This window comes from Pantoea sp. PSNIH1, assembly GCF_007680655.1.
GTDB lineage: Bacteria > Pseudomonadota > Gammaproteobacteria > Enterobacterales > Enterobacteriaceae > Pantoea > Pantoea eucrina.
Genome location: NZ_VEIP01000003.1, coordinates 361,259 through 377,075 on the forward strand (window position 1 = coordinate 361,259; position 15,817 = coordinate 377,075).

Below are 15,817 nucleotides of genomic sequence, written 5' to 3' on the forward strand. Positions count from 1 at the left end.
ACCGTTGTTTGAGGATTTTTCATGACTGCCCTGAACCGTCTGCTTAGCCTGATGCAAACCCTGCGCGATCCGGCGCGCGGCTGCCCGTGGGATCGCCAGCAGACCTTTGCCACGATTGCTCCCTATACGCTGGAAGAGACATACGAAGTGCTTGACGCTATTCAGCGGGAAGACTTTACCGATCTGCGCGATGAGCTGGGCGATCTGCTGTTTCAGATTGTGTTTTATGCCCGCATGGCAGAGGAAGAGGGGCGTTTTAACTTCGACGATATCTGCGACGCAATCAGCGACAAGCTTGAACGCCGTCATCCGCATATCTTTGGCAGCGCCGAGGCTGAGAGCGCCGCAGAGGTGTTGCAGAACTGGGAAGCGATCAAACAGGATGAACGCGCGGCGAAAGCGCAGCACTCGGCGCTGGATGATATTCCGCGCGCGCTGCCGGCGCTGATGCGGGCGCATAAAATCCAGAAGCGCTGCAGCAGCGTGGGCTTTGACTGGGACAGCCTCGGACCGGTGCTGGATAAGGTGCATGAGGAGATTGACGAAGTCATGCATGAAGCGCAGCAGGCCACTGTCGACAGCGACAAGCTGGAGGAGGAGATTGGCGATCTGCTGTTTGCGACGGTAAATCTGTCACGCCACCTCGGCAGCAAAGCGGAAATTGCGCTGCAGAAAGCCAACGACAAATTTGAACGCCGCTTTCGCCACGTAGAGCAGATTATTACCGCGCAGGGATTGAGTATGCCTGCGGCGACGCTGGAGCAGATGGAAGCGGCGTGGCAGCAGGTAAAACTGAGTGAGAACAATCACTAACCTGTTAAGCGTCATACTGCTGTTTATTCCAGCAGTGTGCATAATTCAGCCGCTTGCGCTTACTCGATTCAGCCATCCAGCAACTTTGTGACATGCGTCAACATTTTCTGGCTGGCTATCCGCTATGTTAGCCGCTGCACGGCGCGGGAGGATGGTGTGATTCATCAATTGTGGCTGGGGACGACTTCGGGTATACTGCTTTCCCGTCCTGGTTATTCCATCGTCTTTAAACCTAAACTCTCAGGTTCAGCATGACAACGAATTATATTTTTGTGACCGGCGGGGTCGTTTCCTCTCTGGGCAAAGGCATTGCCGCAGCCTCCCTCGCAGCTATCCTCGAAGCACGTGGTCTGAATGTGACCATCATGAAACTCGATCCGTATATCAACGTTGATCCGGGTACCATGAGCCCGACACAGCATGGTGAAGTGTTTGTCACCGATGACGGGGCCGAAACCGATCTGGATTTAGGTCACTACGAGCGCTTCATTCGTACCAAGATGTCGCGTCGTAACAACTTTACGACCGGTCGTATCTACTCAGAAGTGCTGCGCAAAGAGCGTCGCGGCGACTATCTGGGCGCCACGATCCAGGTGATCCCCCACATTACCAATGCCATCAAAGAGCGCATCATCGAAGGTGGCGAAGGTCATGATGTCGTGCTGGTTGAGATTGGTGGCACCGTAGGCGATATTGAATCCCTGCCGTTCCTGGAAGCGATTCGCCAGATGGCGGTAGACGTGGGCCGTGAACACACCATGTATATGCATCTGACGCTGGTGCCATATATGGCGGCAGCGGGTGAAGTGAAAACCAAGCCTACTCAGCACTCGGTTAAAGAGCTGCTGTCGATTGGTATTCAGCCAGATGTGCTGATCTGCCGCTCCGATCGCGCGGTACCTGCTAACGAGCGGGCGAAAATCGCGCTGTTCTGCAACGTGCCGGAAAAAGCGGTTATCTCGCTGAAAGATGTCGATTCCATCTACAAAATCCCGGGCCTGCTGAAGTCGCAGGGTCTGGATGACTATATCTGTAAGCGTTTCAGTCTGAACGCGCCGGAAGCTAACCTTGCCGAGTGGGAGCAGGTTATCTATGAAGAAGCGAATCCGGGCGGGGAAGTGACTATCGGTATGGTCGGCAAGTATGTTGAGCTGCCGGACGCCTACAAGTCAGTGATTGAAGCCCTTAAGCACGGTGGTCTGAAAAACCGCGTAACCGTCAACATCAAGCTGATCGATTCGCAGGATGTCGAGACGCGCGGCGTGGAGATCCTCAAAGATCTCGATGCAATTCTTATCCCCGGCGGTTTCGGCTACCGCGGCGTGGAAGGCAAGCTGATGACGGCGCAGTACGCGCGTGAAAATAACATCCCGTACCTTGGCATCTGCCTCGGCATGCAGATTGCGCTGATGGAGTTCGCGCGCAATGTGGCCGGGATGGAAGGCGCCAACTCCACCGAATTTGTGCCAGACTGTAAATACCCGGTTGTCGCGCTGATCACTGAATGGCGTGATGAGCATGGCAACGTTGAGCAGCGTACTGAGCAGAGCGATCTGGGCGGCACCATGCGTCTGGGTAGCCAGCAGTGTCAGCTGACGCCGGAAAGTAAAGTGCGCCAGCTCTACGGTTCTGATGTGATTACCGAGCGCCACCGTCACCGTTATGAAGTCAACAATCTGCTGCTGAAGCCGATTGAAGCGGCGGGTCTGCATATTGCGGGCCGTTCCGGCGACGATCAACTGGTTGAGATTATTGAAATCCCGAACCATCCGTGGTTTGTGGCCTGCCAGTTCCATCCGGAGTTCACATCGACACCGCGTGATGGTCATCCGCTGTTTGCCGGTTTTGTGAAAGCCGCGCAGGAGCACCAGAAGCGTTTAGCGAAGTAAGAGTTTACGAACAACGCGCGAACTTTTCGCGCGTTGTTTGTCTTAGGATTGACTAACTTGTACTGAGGAAAATCGAATGTCCAAAATCGTTAAAGTCATTGGTCGCGAAATCATCGACTCCCGTGGCAACCCGACTGTAGAAGCAGAAGTGCATCTGGAAGGCGGTTTCGTTGGTCTGGCGGCGGCTCCATCAGGCGCTTCTACCGGTTCACGTGAAGCACTGGAGCTGCGCGACGGTGATAAGTCTCGCTTCCTGGGCAAAGGCGTAACCAAAGCGGTTGCTGCGGTTAACGGCCCAATCGCTGACGCGGTAAAAGGCAAAGATGCCAAAGACCAGGCGAACATCGATAAGATCATGATCGAGCTGGACGGTACTGATAACAAATCCAACTTCGGTGCAAACGCCATTCTGGCTGTTTCTCTGGCCGCAGCGAAAGCTGCTGCAGCATCAAAAGGCCTGCCGCTCTACGCACACATTGCTGAGCTGAACGGCACCCCAGGCAAATACTCTATGCCGCTGCCAATGATGAACATCATCAACGGCGGTGAGCACGCGGATAACAACGTAGATATCCAGGAGTTCATGATCCAGCCTGTGGGCGCGAAAAATATCAAAGAAGCCATCCGTATGGGTTCTGAAGTATTCCACAACCTGGCTAAAGTTCTGAAAGCCAAAGGCATGAGCACTGCAGTCGGTGATGAAGGTGGCTATGCGCCAAACCTCGGCTCTAACGCTGAAGCGCTGGCAGTTATCGCTGAAGCGGTAAAAGCAGCGGGCTATGAGCTGGGTAAAGATATCACCCTGGCGATGGACTGTGCCGCATCTGAATTCTATAAAGATGGCAAATATGTTCTGGCTGGCGAAGGCAACAAAGCGTTCTCTTCCGAAGAGTTCACTCACTTTCTGGAAGATCTGACCAAACAGTACCCAATCGTCTCTATTGAAGATGGTCTGGATGAGTCTGACTGGAACGGCTTTGCTTACCAGACCAAAGTGCTGGGCGACAAAATCCAGCTGGTGGGCGACGATCTGTTTGTCACCAATACCAAAATCCTGAAGGAAGGTATTGATAAAGGCATCGCGAACTCTATCCTGATCAAATTCAACCAGATCGGCTCTCTGACCGAAACGCTGGCTGCAATCAAGATGGCGAAAGATGCGGGCTACACGGCCGTTATTTCTCACCGTTCAGGCGAGACAGAAGATGCAACTATCGCTGACCTGGCGGTAGGTACTGCAGCTGGCCAGATCAAAACCGGTTCTATGAGCCGTTCTGACCGCGTAGCTAAATACAACCAGCTGATCCGTATCGAAGAAGCGCTGGGTGAGAAAGCGCCGTTCAACGGTCTGAAAGAAGTGAAAGGCCAGGCGTAATCGCCCGCCGGTGCTGCTCTGTGCAGCACGGTTTGCCTGAAGCCCCGCCCAGTGCGGGGCTTTTTGTTTTTCAGGGCACAAAGCGGCTGTGAAGCCGCAGTAAAAATCTGCCATAATCTGCGCCCCGAATGAGAGACGTGAGTGAAAAATGTTCTACCCGATTAACGAAATGTTCCAGACGCTGCAGGGCGAAGGGTTTTATACCGGCGTGCCGGCTATCTTTATCCGCTTACAGGGATGTCCGGTGGGATGCAGCTGGTGTGATACCAAACATACCTGGGAGAAGCGCGCGGATCGGGAGACCTCACTGGGTGATATTCTGGTAAAAACTGTGGAGAGCGATGCCTGGGGAAGTGCAGACGCCGCCACGCTGATTGAGACCATCGCCCGGCAGGGCTGGAGCGCGCGCCACGTAGTGATCACCGGCGGCGAACCGGCAATTTTTGACCTGCGTCCGCTAACAGAGGGTCTGGAAGCGCACGGGTTCCAGTGTCAGATCGAGACCAGCGGCACTCATGAGGTGCACTGTTCTGCGGCAACCTGGGTTACAGTCTCACCTAAGGTGAATATGCGCGGAGGCTACGATGTGCTGCTGCAGGCGCTGACGCGCGCGGATGAGATCAAGCATCCGGTGGCGCGCGAGCGTGACGTTGAGGCGCTCGATGAGCTGCTGGCGGAGCTGCATGACGATAAACCGCGTATTGTGGCGCTGCAGCCGATCAGCCGCGGCGATGCCGCAACCCGGCTCTGTATTGAAACCTGCATCGCCCGTAACTGGCGGCTCTCTATGCAGACGCACAAGTATCTGAATATCGCCTGATTCACAGCAGGGCGCATCAATGCGCCCCCTACGCACATATCCACAGGGGCGCCATTTATGGCGCCCGGATAGAAATCGCACATCGGCCAGGGACGCATTAATGCGTCCCCTACGCACATACCGGCAGGTGCGCCATTCATGGCGCCCGTGTTGAAATCGAATATTGCCGTAGGGGCGCCATTGATGGCGCCCGTGTTGGAATTGCATATCGGCCAGGGACGCATGAATGCGTCCCCTACGCAAATACCGGCAAGTGTGCGCCATTCATGGCGCCCGGGTGGGAAATCAAATATTACCGTAGGGGCGCCATTAATGGCGCCCGGATGGAAATCGAATATAATCGTAGGGGCGCCATTCATGGCGCCCGGATGGAAATCGAATATAACCGTAGGGGCGCCATTCATGGCGCCCGTGTTGGAATCGCATATTACCGCAGGGGCGCCATTGATGGCGCCCGCGTCAGCTACTGCTTCGCTTTATATGCGTCGAATGCCTGCTTAATCTCTGCTCTGGCCTTAGCGGCATCTTCAAAACCGTTGAGCTTGACCTTCTTACGGCCATCCGGTAACTGTTTATACACCCGGAAAAAGGCTTCCAGCCGCTGCTGTTCGATTCGCGGCAGATCGCTTATCTCTTTAATATCATCATAGGTTGGATCAATTTTGCTGGCGGGCACGGCGACAATCTTGTCATCCACCTCACCGCCATCAATCATCTTTAGCACGCCAATCGCGCGCAGCTTAATCAGGGTGCCGGGCTGTAACGGCGCCCGGGCGTAAAAAATCACATCCAGCGGATCGTTATCGCCACTCAGTGACTGAGTCAGCGAACCGTAGTTGGCGGGATAGGCGACCGGCATAGACTGAAAACGGTCAGCCACGATAAACCCGGTTTTAGCATCGGTTTCATATTTGATCGTCCCGCCTGCCGGAATTTCTGTCACCGCATAAAACTCCGCCGGCATACTCTCCGGCTGGGGAAAATCAAGTACGTTTTGCGCCTGAACGGCAGCAGAGGCAGAGATAAAAACAGCAAGCAGAGAAAGGTGTTTCACAAGGTTCATTGTTGATTCTCTTGATCTTTAACAGAGGAGACAACAACGTAGAGGGGGATCGTTACAAAGAGATGAATCAGCAGTAATCGGCTGTTCGAAGATTAATACAGGTATCACAGCGGTTCAGAGAGCGGCACCTGTGGTTCCACGTTGCAGGAAGGCGGCAACCGCGTTCATCCTCAGGCGCTTACATGAGTAAGCAACCGGGGGTGGAGAAGGGCAGCCAGCGCACCTGCAGCGTGGAAGAGGCCGCTCTGGTCAGCCGCGGTAAACGCAGCCTGCCGTACAGGTCTCTTTGATCATGACCGCGCTCAGCACCGGCAGCACCGGCTTAAGCTCATCCCAGATCCACTTCGCCAGCACTTCACTGGTGGGATTCTCCAGACCCGGAATATCGTTCAGGTAGTGATGATCCAGCCGCTCATAAAGCGGACTGAAAATCGCTTTCAGTTCAGCAAAATCCATAACCCAGCCGGTATACGCATCCACTTCACCGGTTATTTCCAGTCGCACCAGAAAGGAGTGGCCGTGCAGACGACCGCATTTGTGCCCTTCAGGCACGTGAGGTAAGCGGTGAGCCGCTTCAAACTGGAACTCTTTAAACAGCGTGGTAGACATAATCACTCTCAAACGAAAAAACCGCTGAAGTCTACCTCAAAAGCAGATTTTTCGCACCCGTGGGGGTGTAAAAGCGCATTTAACGCGATCCTGTACCGCGTCTGAAGATAAAAACCATATTTTACAAAGGGATAATTTACCACTTTTGGCGGTTAGCGATACCCGAAAAACCGCTTAGTCGTTTTGGTTATTTATTATGTCGAACCCTTATTTAATCGTTAATATACAGCTCGGTAACCTACCTCCTCTTCCACCGCTTCTCGGTCCGGACTTCTGACACTGGAATTTTTAACGCGATGACGACTCAGGCACCCCCAGGCTCCATGCTGCCGCTCTCTCCGGAGCAACTTGCGCGCTTACAGGCGGCGACCACGGAATTTAATACGACTCAGCTTGCCTGGCTTTCGGGCTACTTCTGGGGCATGGTCAACCAGACCCCTGGCGCGGTGGCGACACCTGCAGCTCCGCCAGCGGAAACCCCGGGCGTCACGCTGATTTCAGCCTCGCAAACCGGCAACGCGCGTCGCCTGGCAGAACAGCTGCGTGATGATCTGCTGGCAGCGAAACTGAACGTGAATCTGGTTAATGCCGGCGACTATAAGTTCAAGCAGATCGGCCAGGAAAAGCTGCTGGTTATCGTCACCTCGACCCAGGGCGAAGGCGAACCACCGGAAGAGGCGGTGGCGCTGCATAAATTCCTGCTGTCGAAGAAGGCACCGAAAATGGATGGCGCGGCGTTTGCCGTGTTTGGTCTTGGCGACACCTCTTACGAATTTTTCAGCCAGGCGGGCAAAGATTTCGATAGCCGTCTGGCCGAGCTGGGCGCAGAGCGCCTGCTGGATCGTGTCGATGCGGACGTTGAATATAGCGAGCTGGCCAGCGCCTGGCGCCTGCAGCTGACCGATCTGCTGAAGGCGCGCGTGCCGGTCGCCCCTGCGGCGCAGATTGCGGCCAGCAGCGCCGGCAGCGTCAACCTGGTTGATAGCAGTCCTTATACGAAAGAGCTGCCGCTGACCGCCAGCTTTGCGCTGAATCAGAAAATCACCGGCCGCCTCTCTGATAAAGATGTGCGCCATATTGAGATCGATCTCGGTGATTCCGGCCTGCGTTACCAGCCGGGTGACGCGCTGGGCGTCTGGTATGAGAATGATGCAGAGCTGGTGCAGGAGCTGCTGCAGCTGGTGTGGCTGAAAGGCGATGAGCAGGTAACGGTGCAGGGCAAAACGCTGCCGCTGGCTGAAGCGCTGCAGACGCAGTTTGAACTCACGGTCAACACGCCGCAGATAGTGGAGCGCTACGCTGCGCTGTCGCGCAATGAGGCGCTGCTGGCGCTGACGGAAGATAAGCAGAAGCTGCAGAGCTATGCCCAGAGCTTCCCGATTGTGGATATGGTGCGCCAGGCGCCCACCGAACTGAATGCCGAGCAGCTGACGGGCTTACTGCGCCCGCTGACGCCGCGTCTTTACTCTATCGCCTCCTCCCAGGCGGAGAGCGAAAACGAGGTGCATATTACGGTGGGTGCGGTGCGCTATGAAATCGATGGCCGTCAGCGCGGCGGTGGTGCCTCCACCTGGCTTGCCGACCGTCTGGAAGAAGAGGGCGCCATTCGCGTCTTTATCGAGCACAATGATAACTTCCGCCTGCCGGCCAATCCGGATGCACCGGTAATTATGATTGGTCCGGGCACCGGCATTGCGCCGTTCCGCGCCTTTATGCAGCAGCGTGACAATGACGGCGCCGAAGGTAAAAACTGGCTGTTTTTCGGCAACCCGCACTTCACCGAAGATTTTCTCTATCAGGTAGAGTGGCAGAAGTATGTTAAGCAGGGGCTGCTGACGAATATCGATCTCGCCTGGTCACGCGATCAGGCTGAGAAAGTCTATGTACAGGATAAAATCCGGGCGAAAGGCGCAGAGGTCTGGCGCTGGATCGAAGAGGGCGCTCACCTTTACGTTTGTGGCGATGCGAATCGCATGGCGAAAGATGTGGAGCAGGCATTACTGGATGTGGTGGTCGAACACGGCGGCATGGATCGTGAAACGGCTGATGAATTTTTAAGTGAGCTGCGCATTGAGCGCCGTTATCAGCGAGACGTTTACTAATGAGCGAAAAACACCCTGGACCGCTGGTGGTTGAAGGTAAACTTTCTGACGCCGAGCGTCTGAAAAAAGAGAGCAACTATCTGCGTGGCACCATCTTAGACGATCTCGACGATGGCCTGACCGGTGGGTTCACCGGCGATAACTTCCTGCTGATCCGCTTTCACGGCATGTATCAGCAGGACGATCGCGATATTCGCGCCGAGCGAGCTGAGCAGAAGCTGGAGCCGCGTCACGCCATGATGCTGCGCTGCCGTCTGCCGGGCGGCATCATTACCCCGACGCAGTGGCTGGCGATTGATAAGTTTGCGGCTGAAAAAACGCTCTATGGCAGCATCCGCCTGACGAACCGGCAGACGTTTCAGTTTCACGGTATTCTGAAAAAGAACGTGAAACCCACGCATCAGATGCTGCATGAAGTGGGACTCGATGCGCTGGCGACCGCCAATGACGTTAACCGCAACGTACTCTGCACCTCAAATCCGGTTGAGTCTGAGCTGCATCAGGAAGCTTATGAGTGGGCGAAAAAGCTCTCTGAGCACCTGCTGCCGCAGACCCGCGCTTATGCGGAGATCTGGTGGGATAAGGAAAAAGTTGCGACCACAGATAAAGAGCCGATTCTTGGCGAAACCTATCTGCCGCGTAAGTTTAAAACCACCGTGGTGGTGCCGCCGCACAATGATGTCGATCTGCATGCTAACGATCTCAACTTCATTGCGATTGCAGAGCACGGCAAGCTGATAGGTTTCAATGTGCTGGTAGGGGGAGGCCTCTCTATTGAGCATGGCAATAAAGCGACCTACGCCCGTACCGCCAGTGAGTTCGGTTTCCTGCCGGTGGAGAAGATCCTCGATGTGGCCGCCGCGGTAGTGACCACGCAGCGCGACTGGGGTAATCGCACCGATCGCAAAAATGCTAAAACTAAATATACCCTTGAGCGCGTGGGCGTTGAGACGTTTAAAGCGGAAGTGGAAAAGCGTGCCGGTCTGACTTTCGCGCCGGCGCGTCCGTATGAATTCACCACCCGCGGCGATCGTATCGGCTGGGTTAAAGGCATCGACAACAAGTGGCACCTGACGCTGTTTATCGAAAATGGTCGCCTGCTTGATTACCCGGGCCGTCCGCTGAAAAGCGGCATCGCTGAAATCGCCAGAGTACACCAGGGTGATTTCCGCCTCACCGCCAACCAGAACCTGATTGTGGCTGGCGTGCCGGAGGCGCAGAAAGCGCAGATTGAAGCGATCGCCCGCGAGCACGGCCTGATGGAAAGCGTAACGCCGCAGCGTGAAAACTCGATGGCCTGCGTAGCGTTTCCGACCTGTCCGCTGGCGATGGCAGAAGCGGAGCGTTTCCTGCCATCATTTGTTACCAAAGTCGAAGAGATCATGCATCGTCACGGCGTGGGCGAAGAGCATATCGTTCTGCGCGTAACCGGCTGCCCGAACGGCTGCGGTCGTGCGCTGCTGGCGGAGCTGGGGCTGGTTGGCAAAGCGCCGGGTCGCTACAACCTGCATCTCGGCGGGAACCGCGTGGGTACGCGCATTCCGCGTATGTATCGCGAAAATATCACCGAGAGCGAAATTCTGGCCACGATTGATGAACTGGTGGCGCGCTGGGCAAACGAGCGCGAGGCCGGTGAAGGTTTTGGTGACTTCACGATCCGCACCGGTATCGTTAAAGCGGTGACGGATCCGGCTCGTGACTTCTGGGACGCGGAGGCTGTATGACCCTGCCCGATCTCGCCGTACTCAACAGCGGCAGCAAAGTTGACCGTATTATGGCGCTGGCTGAAAGCAACGTGCAGCTGGAGAAACTCTCTGCTGAAGCGCGCGTCAGCTGGGCGCTGGAACAGCTGCCGGGAGCCTTTGTGCTCTCATCCAGTTTTGGGATCCAGGCGGCGGTGCTGCTGCATATGGTGACGCAGCAGCGGCCGGATATTCCGGTGATCCTTACTGACACCGGCTATCTGTTCCCGGAAACCTATCGCTTTATCGATGAGTTAACGGCAAAGCTCAACCTTAACCTGCAGATTTTCCGCGCGGAAACCTCGCCCGCATGGCAGGAAGCGCGCTACGGCAAACTGTGGGAGCAGGGGGTGGACGGCATTGAGCAGTATAACCAGCTCAATAAAGTGGAACCGATGAACCGGGCGCTGAGCACGCTGGGTGCTCAGACCTGGTTTGCCGGACTGCGGCGCGATCAGTCAGGCAGCCGTGCCAGCCTGCCGGTGCTGGCGGTACAGCGCGGTGTCTTTAAGATCCTGCCCATTATCGACTGGGATAACCGGCAGGTGCATCAGTACCTGAAACAGCACGGCCTGAGCTACCACCCGCTGTGGGATGAGGGCTACCTTTCGGTGGGTGATACCCATACCACGCGAAAATGGGAACCGGGCATGGCAGAAGAAGAGACGCGCTTCTTCGGCCTCAAGCGCGAGTGCGGTTTGCACGAAGGCTAACCACCATCCACAGGGCGAATTTTCGCCCTGTTTTTTGTTTCCCTCTCACGCACCTCTGTTAATTCCTAAAGTCATGCCCGGCTGGTTACAGCCGAAATCGTGCTGCCTGGAAAAAGCGTTATAAAATCAATTCTTAAGCAGAAAAACGCATCAGCTTTGCCAGCGCTATATTCCATTTGGTAACTACTCATGCGAAATCGTAATTTCATCTGGCGGAATAGCGCGACGTATAGTCGCGATAACTTATTGTAAAACTAGCAAGGTTATCGTGGATTATCTGCCCCTCTTTGCCGATCTCAGACAGCGTCCGGTGCTGGTTGTCGGCGGTGGTGAAATCGCTGCCCGTAAAATTGAACTGCTGCGCCGGGCTGGCGCGCGCATCCTGGTGGCCGCCCGCGAGCTGGGGCATGAACTGCAGGCGCTGGAGGCAGAACAGGCCGTAGAGTGGATAGCCCGCAGTTTTGAGCCGGCTCAGCTTGACGGCGTATTTCTGGTTATTGCTGCCACCGACGATAACGCACTTAATTCACAGGTGTTTGACGCCGCCAGCGCGCGGCACAAGCTGGTTAACGTGGTGGATGACCAGCCTAAATGCAGCTTTATCTTCCCTTCTATTGTTGACCGCTCACCGCTGGTGGTGGCGATCTCATCCAGCGGCACCGCGCCGGTACTGGCGCGGCTGCTGCGGGAGAAAATCGAAGCGCTGCTGCCGGCAAACCTGGGTCAGATGGCCGCGCTGGCAGGAGAGTGGCGCGACAAAGTCAAACAGCGCTATCGCAAAATGTCCGATCGCCGCCGCTTCTGGGAGCGCGCCTTTAATGGCCTGTTTGCCAGCCAGATGGCGGCCGGTAACGTCAGCGCCGCGCGCCAGACGCTCGATCGCGAACTGGAACATATCAGCGATAACCAGGGCGAAATTGCGCTGGTCGGCGCGGGTCCTGGCGACAGCGGTCTGCTGACGCTGCGCGGTCTGCAGGTGATGCAGCTGGCTGATGTGGTGCTGTATGACCATCTGGTCAGCGATGAGGTGCTGGATCTGGTGCGGCGCGATGCCGACCGCATCTGCGTCGGAAAACGCGCCGGCGCCCATTCGGTGCCGCAGGAAGAGACGAACCAGCTGCTGGTATCACTGGCGCTGCAGGGCAAGCGCGTCGTGCGTCTGAAAGGCGGCGATCCCTTTATCTTTGGCCGCGGCGGCGAAGAGCTGCAGGCGGCGAAAGCGGCAGGCATTCCGTTCCAGGTGGTGCCGGGTATTACTGCCGCCGCAGGCGCGACCGCCTATGCCGGTATTCCGCTGACGCACCGCGATTATGCGCAGAGCGTGATGTTTATTACCGGCCACTGCCGCGCTGACGGCGATGGCATCGACTGGCCATCCCTCGCGCGTGCGCGCCAGACGCTGGCTATCTATATGGGCACCGTAAAAGCAGCGGAAATTGCCGCCGGTCTGATTGACCACGGCCGCGATCCGCTGACGCCCGTGGCGGTGATTGGCCGCGGCACGCGTCAGGATCAGCAGGTGCTGACCGGAACCCTGAATCAACTTGAGGTGCTGGCAGCCGCCGCGCCGACGCCTGCGCTGTTAGTGATTGGCGAAGTGGTGAACTTGCACGGGCAATTAGCCTGGTTTCAACATTCTGCACAGCAGGGGGCTCGCGAGTCCGCCGTTGTCAATTTGGCTTGAGGAAAAACTATGGACCAAAATCGTCTTACTCATCTGCGTCAGCTGGAAGCAGAGAGTATCCATATCATCCGCGAGGTGGCGGCCGAGTTCAGCAATCCGGTGATGATGTACTCCATCGGCAAAGACTCCTCGGTAATGCTTCATCTGGCGCGTAAAGCATTCTTCCCGGGAACCCTGCCGTTTCCTCTGCTGCACGTGGATACCGGCTGGAAATTCCGCGAAATGTATGAGTTTCGCGACCGTACGGTGAAAAACATGGGTGCCGAGCTGCTGGTGCACCGTAATCCGGAAGGCGTGGCAATGGGGATCAACCCGTTTGTTCACGGCAGCGCCAAACATACCGATATTATGAAGACGGAAGGGCTGAAGCAGGCGCTCAACAAATACGGTTTTGATGCCGCCTTTGGTGGCGCGCGCCGTGATGAAGAGAAATCGCGCGCGAAAGAGCGCATCTACTCTTTCCGCGATCGCTTTCATCGCTGGGATCCCAAAAATCAGCGTCCTGAGCTGTGGCATAACTACAACGGCCAGATCAACAAGGGCGAAAGCATTCGCGTATTTCCGCTCTCTAACTGGACCGAACTCGATATCTGGCAATACATCTTCCTGGAAAACATCGAAATCGTACCGCTCTACCTGGCCGCGCCGCGCCCGGTACTGGAGCGCGACGGCATGCTGATGATGATCGATGACGATCGTATCAACCTGCAGCCAGGTGAAGAGATCACCGAGCGCATGGTGCGTTTCCGTACGCTGGGCTGCTGGCCGCTGACCGGCGCCGTAGAGTCTGAAGCGCAGACGCTGCCGGAGATTATCGAAGAGATGCTGGTCTCCACCACCAGCGAACGCCAGGGACGCATGATTGACCGCGACCAGGCGGGATCGATGGAACTGAAAAAACGCCAGGGTTATTTCTAAGGAGACGCAGATGAATACCGTTATTGCACAACAGATTGCCGAGCAGGGTGGCGTAGAAGCCTGGCTGACGGCGCAACAACATAAGAGCCTGCTGCGTTTCCTGACCTGCGGCAGCGTAGATGACGGCAAGAGCACCCTGATTGGCCGCCTGCTGCACGATACGCGACAGATTTATGAAGATCAGCTCTCCTCTCTGCATAACGACAGCAAACGTCATGGTACCCAGGGTGAAAAACTCGATCTGGCGCTGCTGGTGGATGGCCTGCAGGCGGAGCGCGAGCAGGGCATCACTATCGATGTCGCCTATCGCTACTTCTCGACGGAAAAGCGCAAGTTTATTATCGCGGATACCCCGGGGCACGAGCAGTACACCCGCAATATGGCCACCGGCGCCTCAACCTGCGATCTGGCTATTCTGCTGATCGACGCGCGCAAAGGCGTGCTGGATCAGACCCGGCGCCACAGCTTTATCTCAACGCTGCTGGGCATCAAACATCTGGTAGTGGCGATCAACAAAATGGATCTGGTGGAGTATCGCCAGGAGACATTTGAGCAGATCAAACAGGATTACCTCGACTTCGCGGCCCAGCTGCCGGGCGATCTGGATATTCGTTTTGTACCGATGTCCGCGCTGGAAGGGGACAATGTCGCTACCCCGAGCACGACTATGCCGTGGTACAGCGGTCCGACGTTGCTGGACGTACTGGAAACGGTTGAGCTGAAGCGCGTTGTCGATCACCAGCCCATGCGTTTCCCGGTGCAGTATGTTAACCGTCCTAATCTCGATTTCCGCGGCTATGCCGGAACGCTGGCGTCAGGCACCGTACGGCCGGGAGATCGGGTAAAAGTCCTGCCTTCTGGCGTGGAGTCGACTATCGCACGTATCGTGACCTTTGATGGTGATCTGCCGGAAGCGGCGGCGGGTGAAGCGATTACGCTGGTGCTGAACGATGAGATCGATATCAGCCGCGGCGACCTGCTGGTTGCTGCCGATGCTGAACTGCAGGCGGTACAGTCCGCTACGGTTGACGTGGTCTGGATGGCGGAGCAGCCGCTGCAGCCGGGTCAAAGCTATGAAATCAAAATTGCGGGCAAAAAAGCGCGCGGCCGGGTGGAAAAAATCCTGCATCAGGTGGAGATCAATACCCTGGCAACGCACACCGTTGACAGCCTGCCGCTGAACGGTATCGGACTGGTAGAAATCACCTTTGATGAGCCGATGGTGCTGGATCCTTACCAGCAAAACCCGGTAACTGGCGGCATGATCTTCATTGACCGGCTGAGCAACGTCACCGTGGGCGCCGGTATGATTAACCAGCCGCAGAGCGCAGCACCTGCTACAGCGGGTAACTTTAGCGCCTTTGAGCTGGAGCTGAATGCGCTGGTGCGTCGTCACTTCCCGCACTGGAACGCGCGCGATCTGCTGGGCGGTGCGTAATGGCGCAGCATGATGAAAACGTGGTGTGGCACGACCATCCGGTCACCCGGGCGGCGCGTGAGCAGCAGCATGGTCATCAGGGCGTAGTGCTGTGGTTTACCGGGCTCTCCGGCTCGGGTAAATCCACCGTGGCAGGTGCGCTGGAGCAGGCGCTGCATCAGCTTGGCGTCAGCACTTACCTGCTGGACGGTGACAACGTGCGCCACGGTCTGTGCCGCGATCTCGGCTTCAGCGATGACGATCGCCGGGAGAATATCCGGCGCGTGGGTGAGGTGGCCCGGCTGATGGTCGATGCCGGACTGGTGGTGCTCACCGCCTTCATCTCGCCGCACCGGGCTGAGCGGCAGATGGTGCGCGATCTGCTGGGCAAAGGTGAGTTTATTGAGGTCTTTGTCGATACACCGCTGGCGGTGTGTGAAGCGCGCGATCCGAAAGGATTATATAAAAAAGCGCGCGCCGGTGAACTGCGTAATTTCACCGGTATTGACAGCGCGTATGAGGCGCCCGAAGCCGCTGATATCACGCTGGATGGCGAACAATTGGTTACAAAACTCGCGGCCCAATTGTTAGACCTGCTGCGCCGCCGCGATATCATCAGATCCTGAACCGACGCGGCAAACGCCTTCTCCGGGTTTGCCGCATTTTAGCGTC

13 protein-coding genes are annotated in these 15,817 nt (G+C 56.5%); 11 read left to right on the forward strand and 2 right to left on the reverse strand.

Features of this window, described 5'->3' with window-relative positions:
• Nucleotides 1–21: 21 nt before the first annotated feature.
• From mazG to queE, 4 genes are all read left to right on the forward strand, one after another.
• Complete coding sequence (gene mazG, locus FS690_RS11195) at nucleotides 22–813, forward strand: nucleoside triphosphate pyrophosphohydrolase (protein WP_145339625.1); 792 nt, start codon at nucleotides 22–24, stop codon at nucleotides 811–813.
• Between the two features lie 251 nt (nucleotides 814–1,064).
• Nucleotides 1,065–2,702, forward strand: coding sequence for a glutamine hydrolyzing CTP synthase (gene pyrG / locus FS690_RS11200; RefSeq protein ID WP_071668542.1), 1,638 nt, complete (start codon nucleotides 1,065–1,067; stop codon nucleotides 2,700–2,702).
• A gap of 76 nt (nucleotides 2,703–2,778) precedes the next feature.
• A complete protein-coding gene (gene eno, locus FS690_RS11205) occupies nucleotides 2,779–4,077 on the forward strand; it encodes a phosphopyruvate hydratase (RefSeq protein ID WP_065648317.1) in 1,299 nt (432 codons plus the stop codon).
• 148 nt (nucleotides 4,078–4,225) lie between these two features.
• A complete protein-coding gene (gene queE, locus FS690_RS11210) occupies nucleotides 4,226–4,897 on the forward strand; it encodes a 7-carboxy-7-deazaguanine synthase QueE (protein ID WP_039379876.1) in 672 nt (223 codons plus the stop codon).
• A 463-nt stretch (nucleotides 4,898–5,360) separates the two neighbouring features.
• Here the strand turns inward: queE and FS690_RS11215 are convergent, their stop codons facing one another.
• Both FS690_RS11215 and queD read right to left on the reverse strand, forming a co-directional pair.
• Nucleotides 5,361–5,960 (reverse strand): inorganic diphosphatase, encoded by a 600-nt coding sequence (locus FS690_RS11215; RefSeq protein WP_108569627.1) that lies wholly within the window; start codon nucleotides 5,958–5,960, stop codon nucleotides 5,361–5,363.
• 249 nt (nucleotides 5,961–6,209) lie between these two features.
• Nucleotides 6,210–6,572 carry a 6-carboxytetrahydropterin synthase QueD gene (queD, locus tag FS690_RS11220; RefSeq protein WP_104085513.1) on the reverse strand — a complete coding sequence of 121 codons (363 nt, stop codon included), beginning with the start codon at nucleotides 6,570–6,572 and terminating at the stop codon, nucleotides 6,210–6,212.
• A gap of 293 nt (nucleotides 6,573–6,865) precedes the next feature.
• Between queD and cysJ the strand changes: the two genes are divergently transcribed.
• From cysJ to cysC, 7 genes are all read left to right on the forward strand, one after another.
• Complete coding sequence (gene cysJ / locus FS690_RS11225) at nucleotides 6,866–8,671, forward strand: NADPH-dependent assimilatory sulfite reductase flavoprotein subunit (protein WP_145339626.1); 1,806 nt, start codon at nucleotides 6,866–6,868, stop codon at nucleotides 8,669–8,671.
• Nucleotides 8,671–10,395, forward strand: coding sequence for an assimilatory sulfite reductase (NADPH) hemoprotein subunit (gene cysI / locus FS690_RS11230; protein WP_039379868.1), 1,725 nt, complete (start codon nucleotides 8,671–8,673; stop codon nucleotides 10,393–10,395). The genes cysJ and cysI overlap by 1 nt, the downstream gene beginning before the upstream one ends.
• Complete coding sequence (locus FS690_RS11235) at nucleotides 10,392–11,126, forward strand: phosphoadenylyl-sulfate reductase (RefSeq protein WP_039379866.1); 735 nt, start codon at nucleotides 10,392–10,394, stop codon at nucleotides 11,124–11,126. The genes cysI and FS690_RS11235 overlap by 4 nt, the downstream gene beginning before the upstream one ends.
• A gap of 268 nt (nucleotides 11,127–11,394) precedes the next feature.
• Nucleotides 11,395–12,810, forward strand: coding sequence for a siroheme synthase CysG (gene cysG / locus FS690_RS11240; protein ID WP_108569625.1), 1,416 nt, complete (start codon nucleotides 11,395–11,397; stop codon nucleotides 12,808–12,810).
• Between the two features lie 9 nt (nucleotides 12,811–12,819).
• Nucleotides 12,820–13,728, forward strand: coding sequence for a sulfate adenylyltransferase subunit CysD (cysD, locus tag FS690_RS11245; protein ID WP_039379862.1), 909 nt, complete (start codon nucleotides 12,820–12,822; stop codon nucleotides 13,726–13,728).
• A 10-nt stretch (nucleotides 13,729–13,738) separates the two neighbouring features.
• On the forward strand, nucleotides 13,739–15,166 hold the full coding sequence (gene cysN, locus FS690_RS11250; protein ID WP_145339627.1) for a sulfate adenylyltransferase subunit CysN: 1,428 nt from the start codon (nucleotides 13,739–13,741) through the stop codon (nucleotides 15,164–15,166).
• Nucleotides 15,166–15,771 (forward strand): adenylyl-sulfate kinase, encoded by a 606-nt coding sequence (gene cysC / locus FS690_RS11255; RefSeq protein ID WP_145339628.1) that lies wholly within the window; start codon nucleotides 15,166–15,168, stop codon nucleotides 15,769–15,771. Before cysN ends, cysC begins: the two co-directional genes overlap by 1 nt.
• Nucleotides 15,772–15,817 lie beyond the last annotated feature (46 nt).

What these genes read in the sequence shown, in the direction of transcription:
- mazG (WP_145339625.1), top strand. Translation starts at nt 22, where the DNA reads ATGACTGCCCTGAACCGTCTGCTTAGCCTGATGCAAACCCTGCGCGAT.
- pyrG (WP_071668542.1), top strand. Translation starts at nt 1,065, where the DNA reads ATGACAACGAATTATATTTTTGTGACCGGCGGGGTCGTTTCCTCTCTG.
- eno (WP_065648317.1), top strand. Translation starts at nt 2,779, where the DNA reads ATGTCCAAAATCGTTAAAGTCATTGGTCGCGAAATCATCGACTCCCGT.
- queE (WP_039379876.1), top strand. Translation starts at nt 4,226, where the DNA reads ATGTTCTACCCGATTAACGAAATGTTCCAGACGCTGCAGGGCGAAGGG.
- FS690_RS11215 (WP_108569627.1), bottom strand. Translation starts at nt 5,960, where the DNA reads ATGAACCTTGTGAAACACCTTTCTCTGCTTGCTGTTTTTATCTCTGCC.
- cysJ (WP_145339626.1), top strand. Translation starts at nt 6,866, where the DNA reads ATGACGACTCAGGCACCCCCAGGCTCCATGCTGCCGCTCTCTCCGGAG.
- cysI (WP_039379868.1), top strand. Translation starts at nt 8,671, where the DNA reads ATGAGCGAAAAACACCCTGGACCGCTGGTGGTTGAAGGTAAACTTTCT.
- FS690_RS11235 (WP_039379866.1), top strand. Translation starts at nt 10,392, where the DNA reads ATGACCCTGCCCGATCTCGCCGTACTCAACAGCGGCAGCAAAGTTGAC.
- cysD (WP_039379862.1), top strand. Translation starts at nt 12,820, where the DNA reads ATGGACCAAAATCGTCTTACTCATCTGCGTCAGCTGGAAGCAGAGAGT.
- cysN (WP_145339627.1), top strand. Translation starts at nt 13,739, where the DNA reads ATGAATACCGTTATTGCACAACAGATTGCCGAGCAGGGTGGCGTAGAA.
- cysC (WP_145339628.1), top strand. Translation starts at nt 15,166, where the DNA reads ATGGCGCAGCATGATGAAAACGTGGTGTGGCACGACCATCCGGTCACC.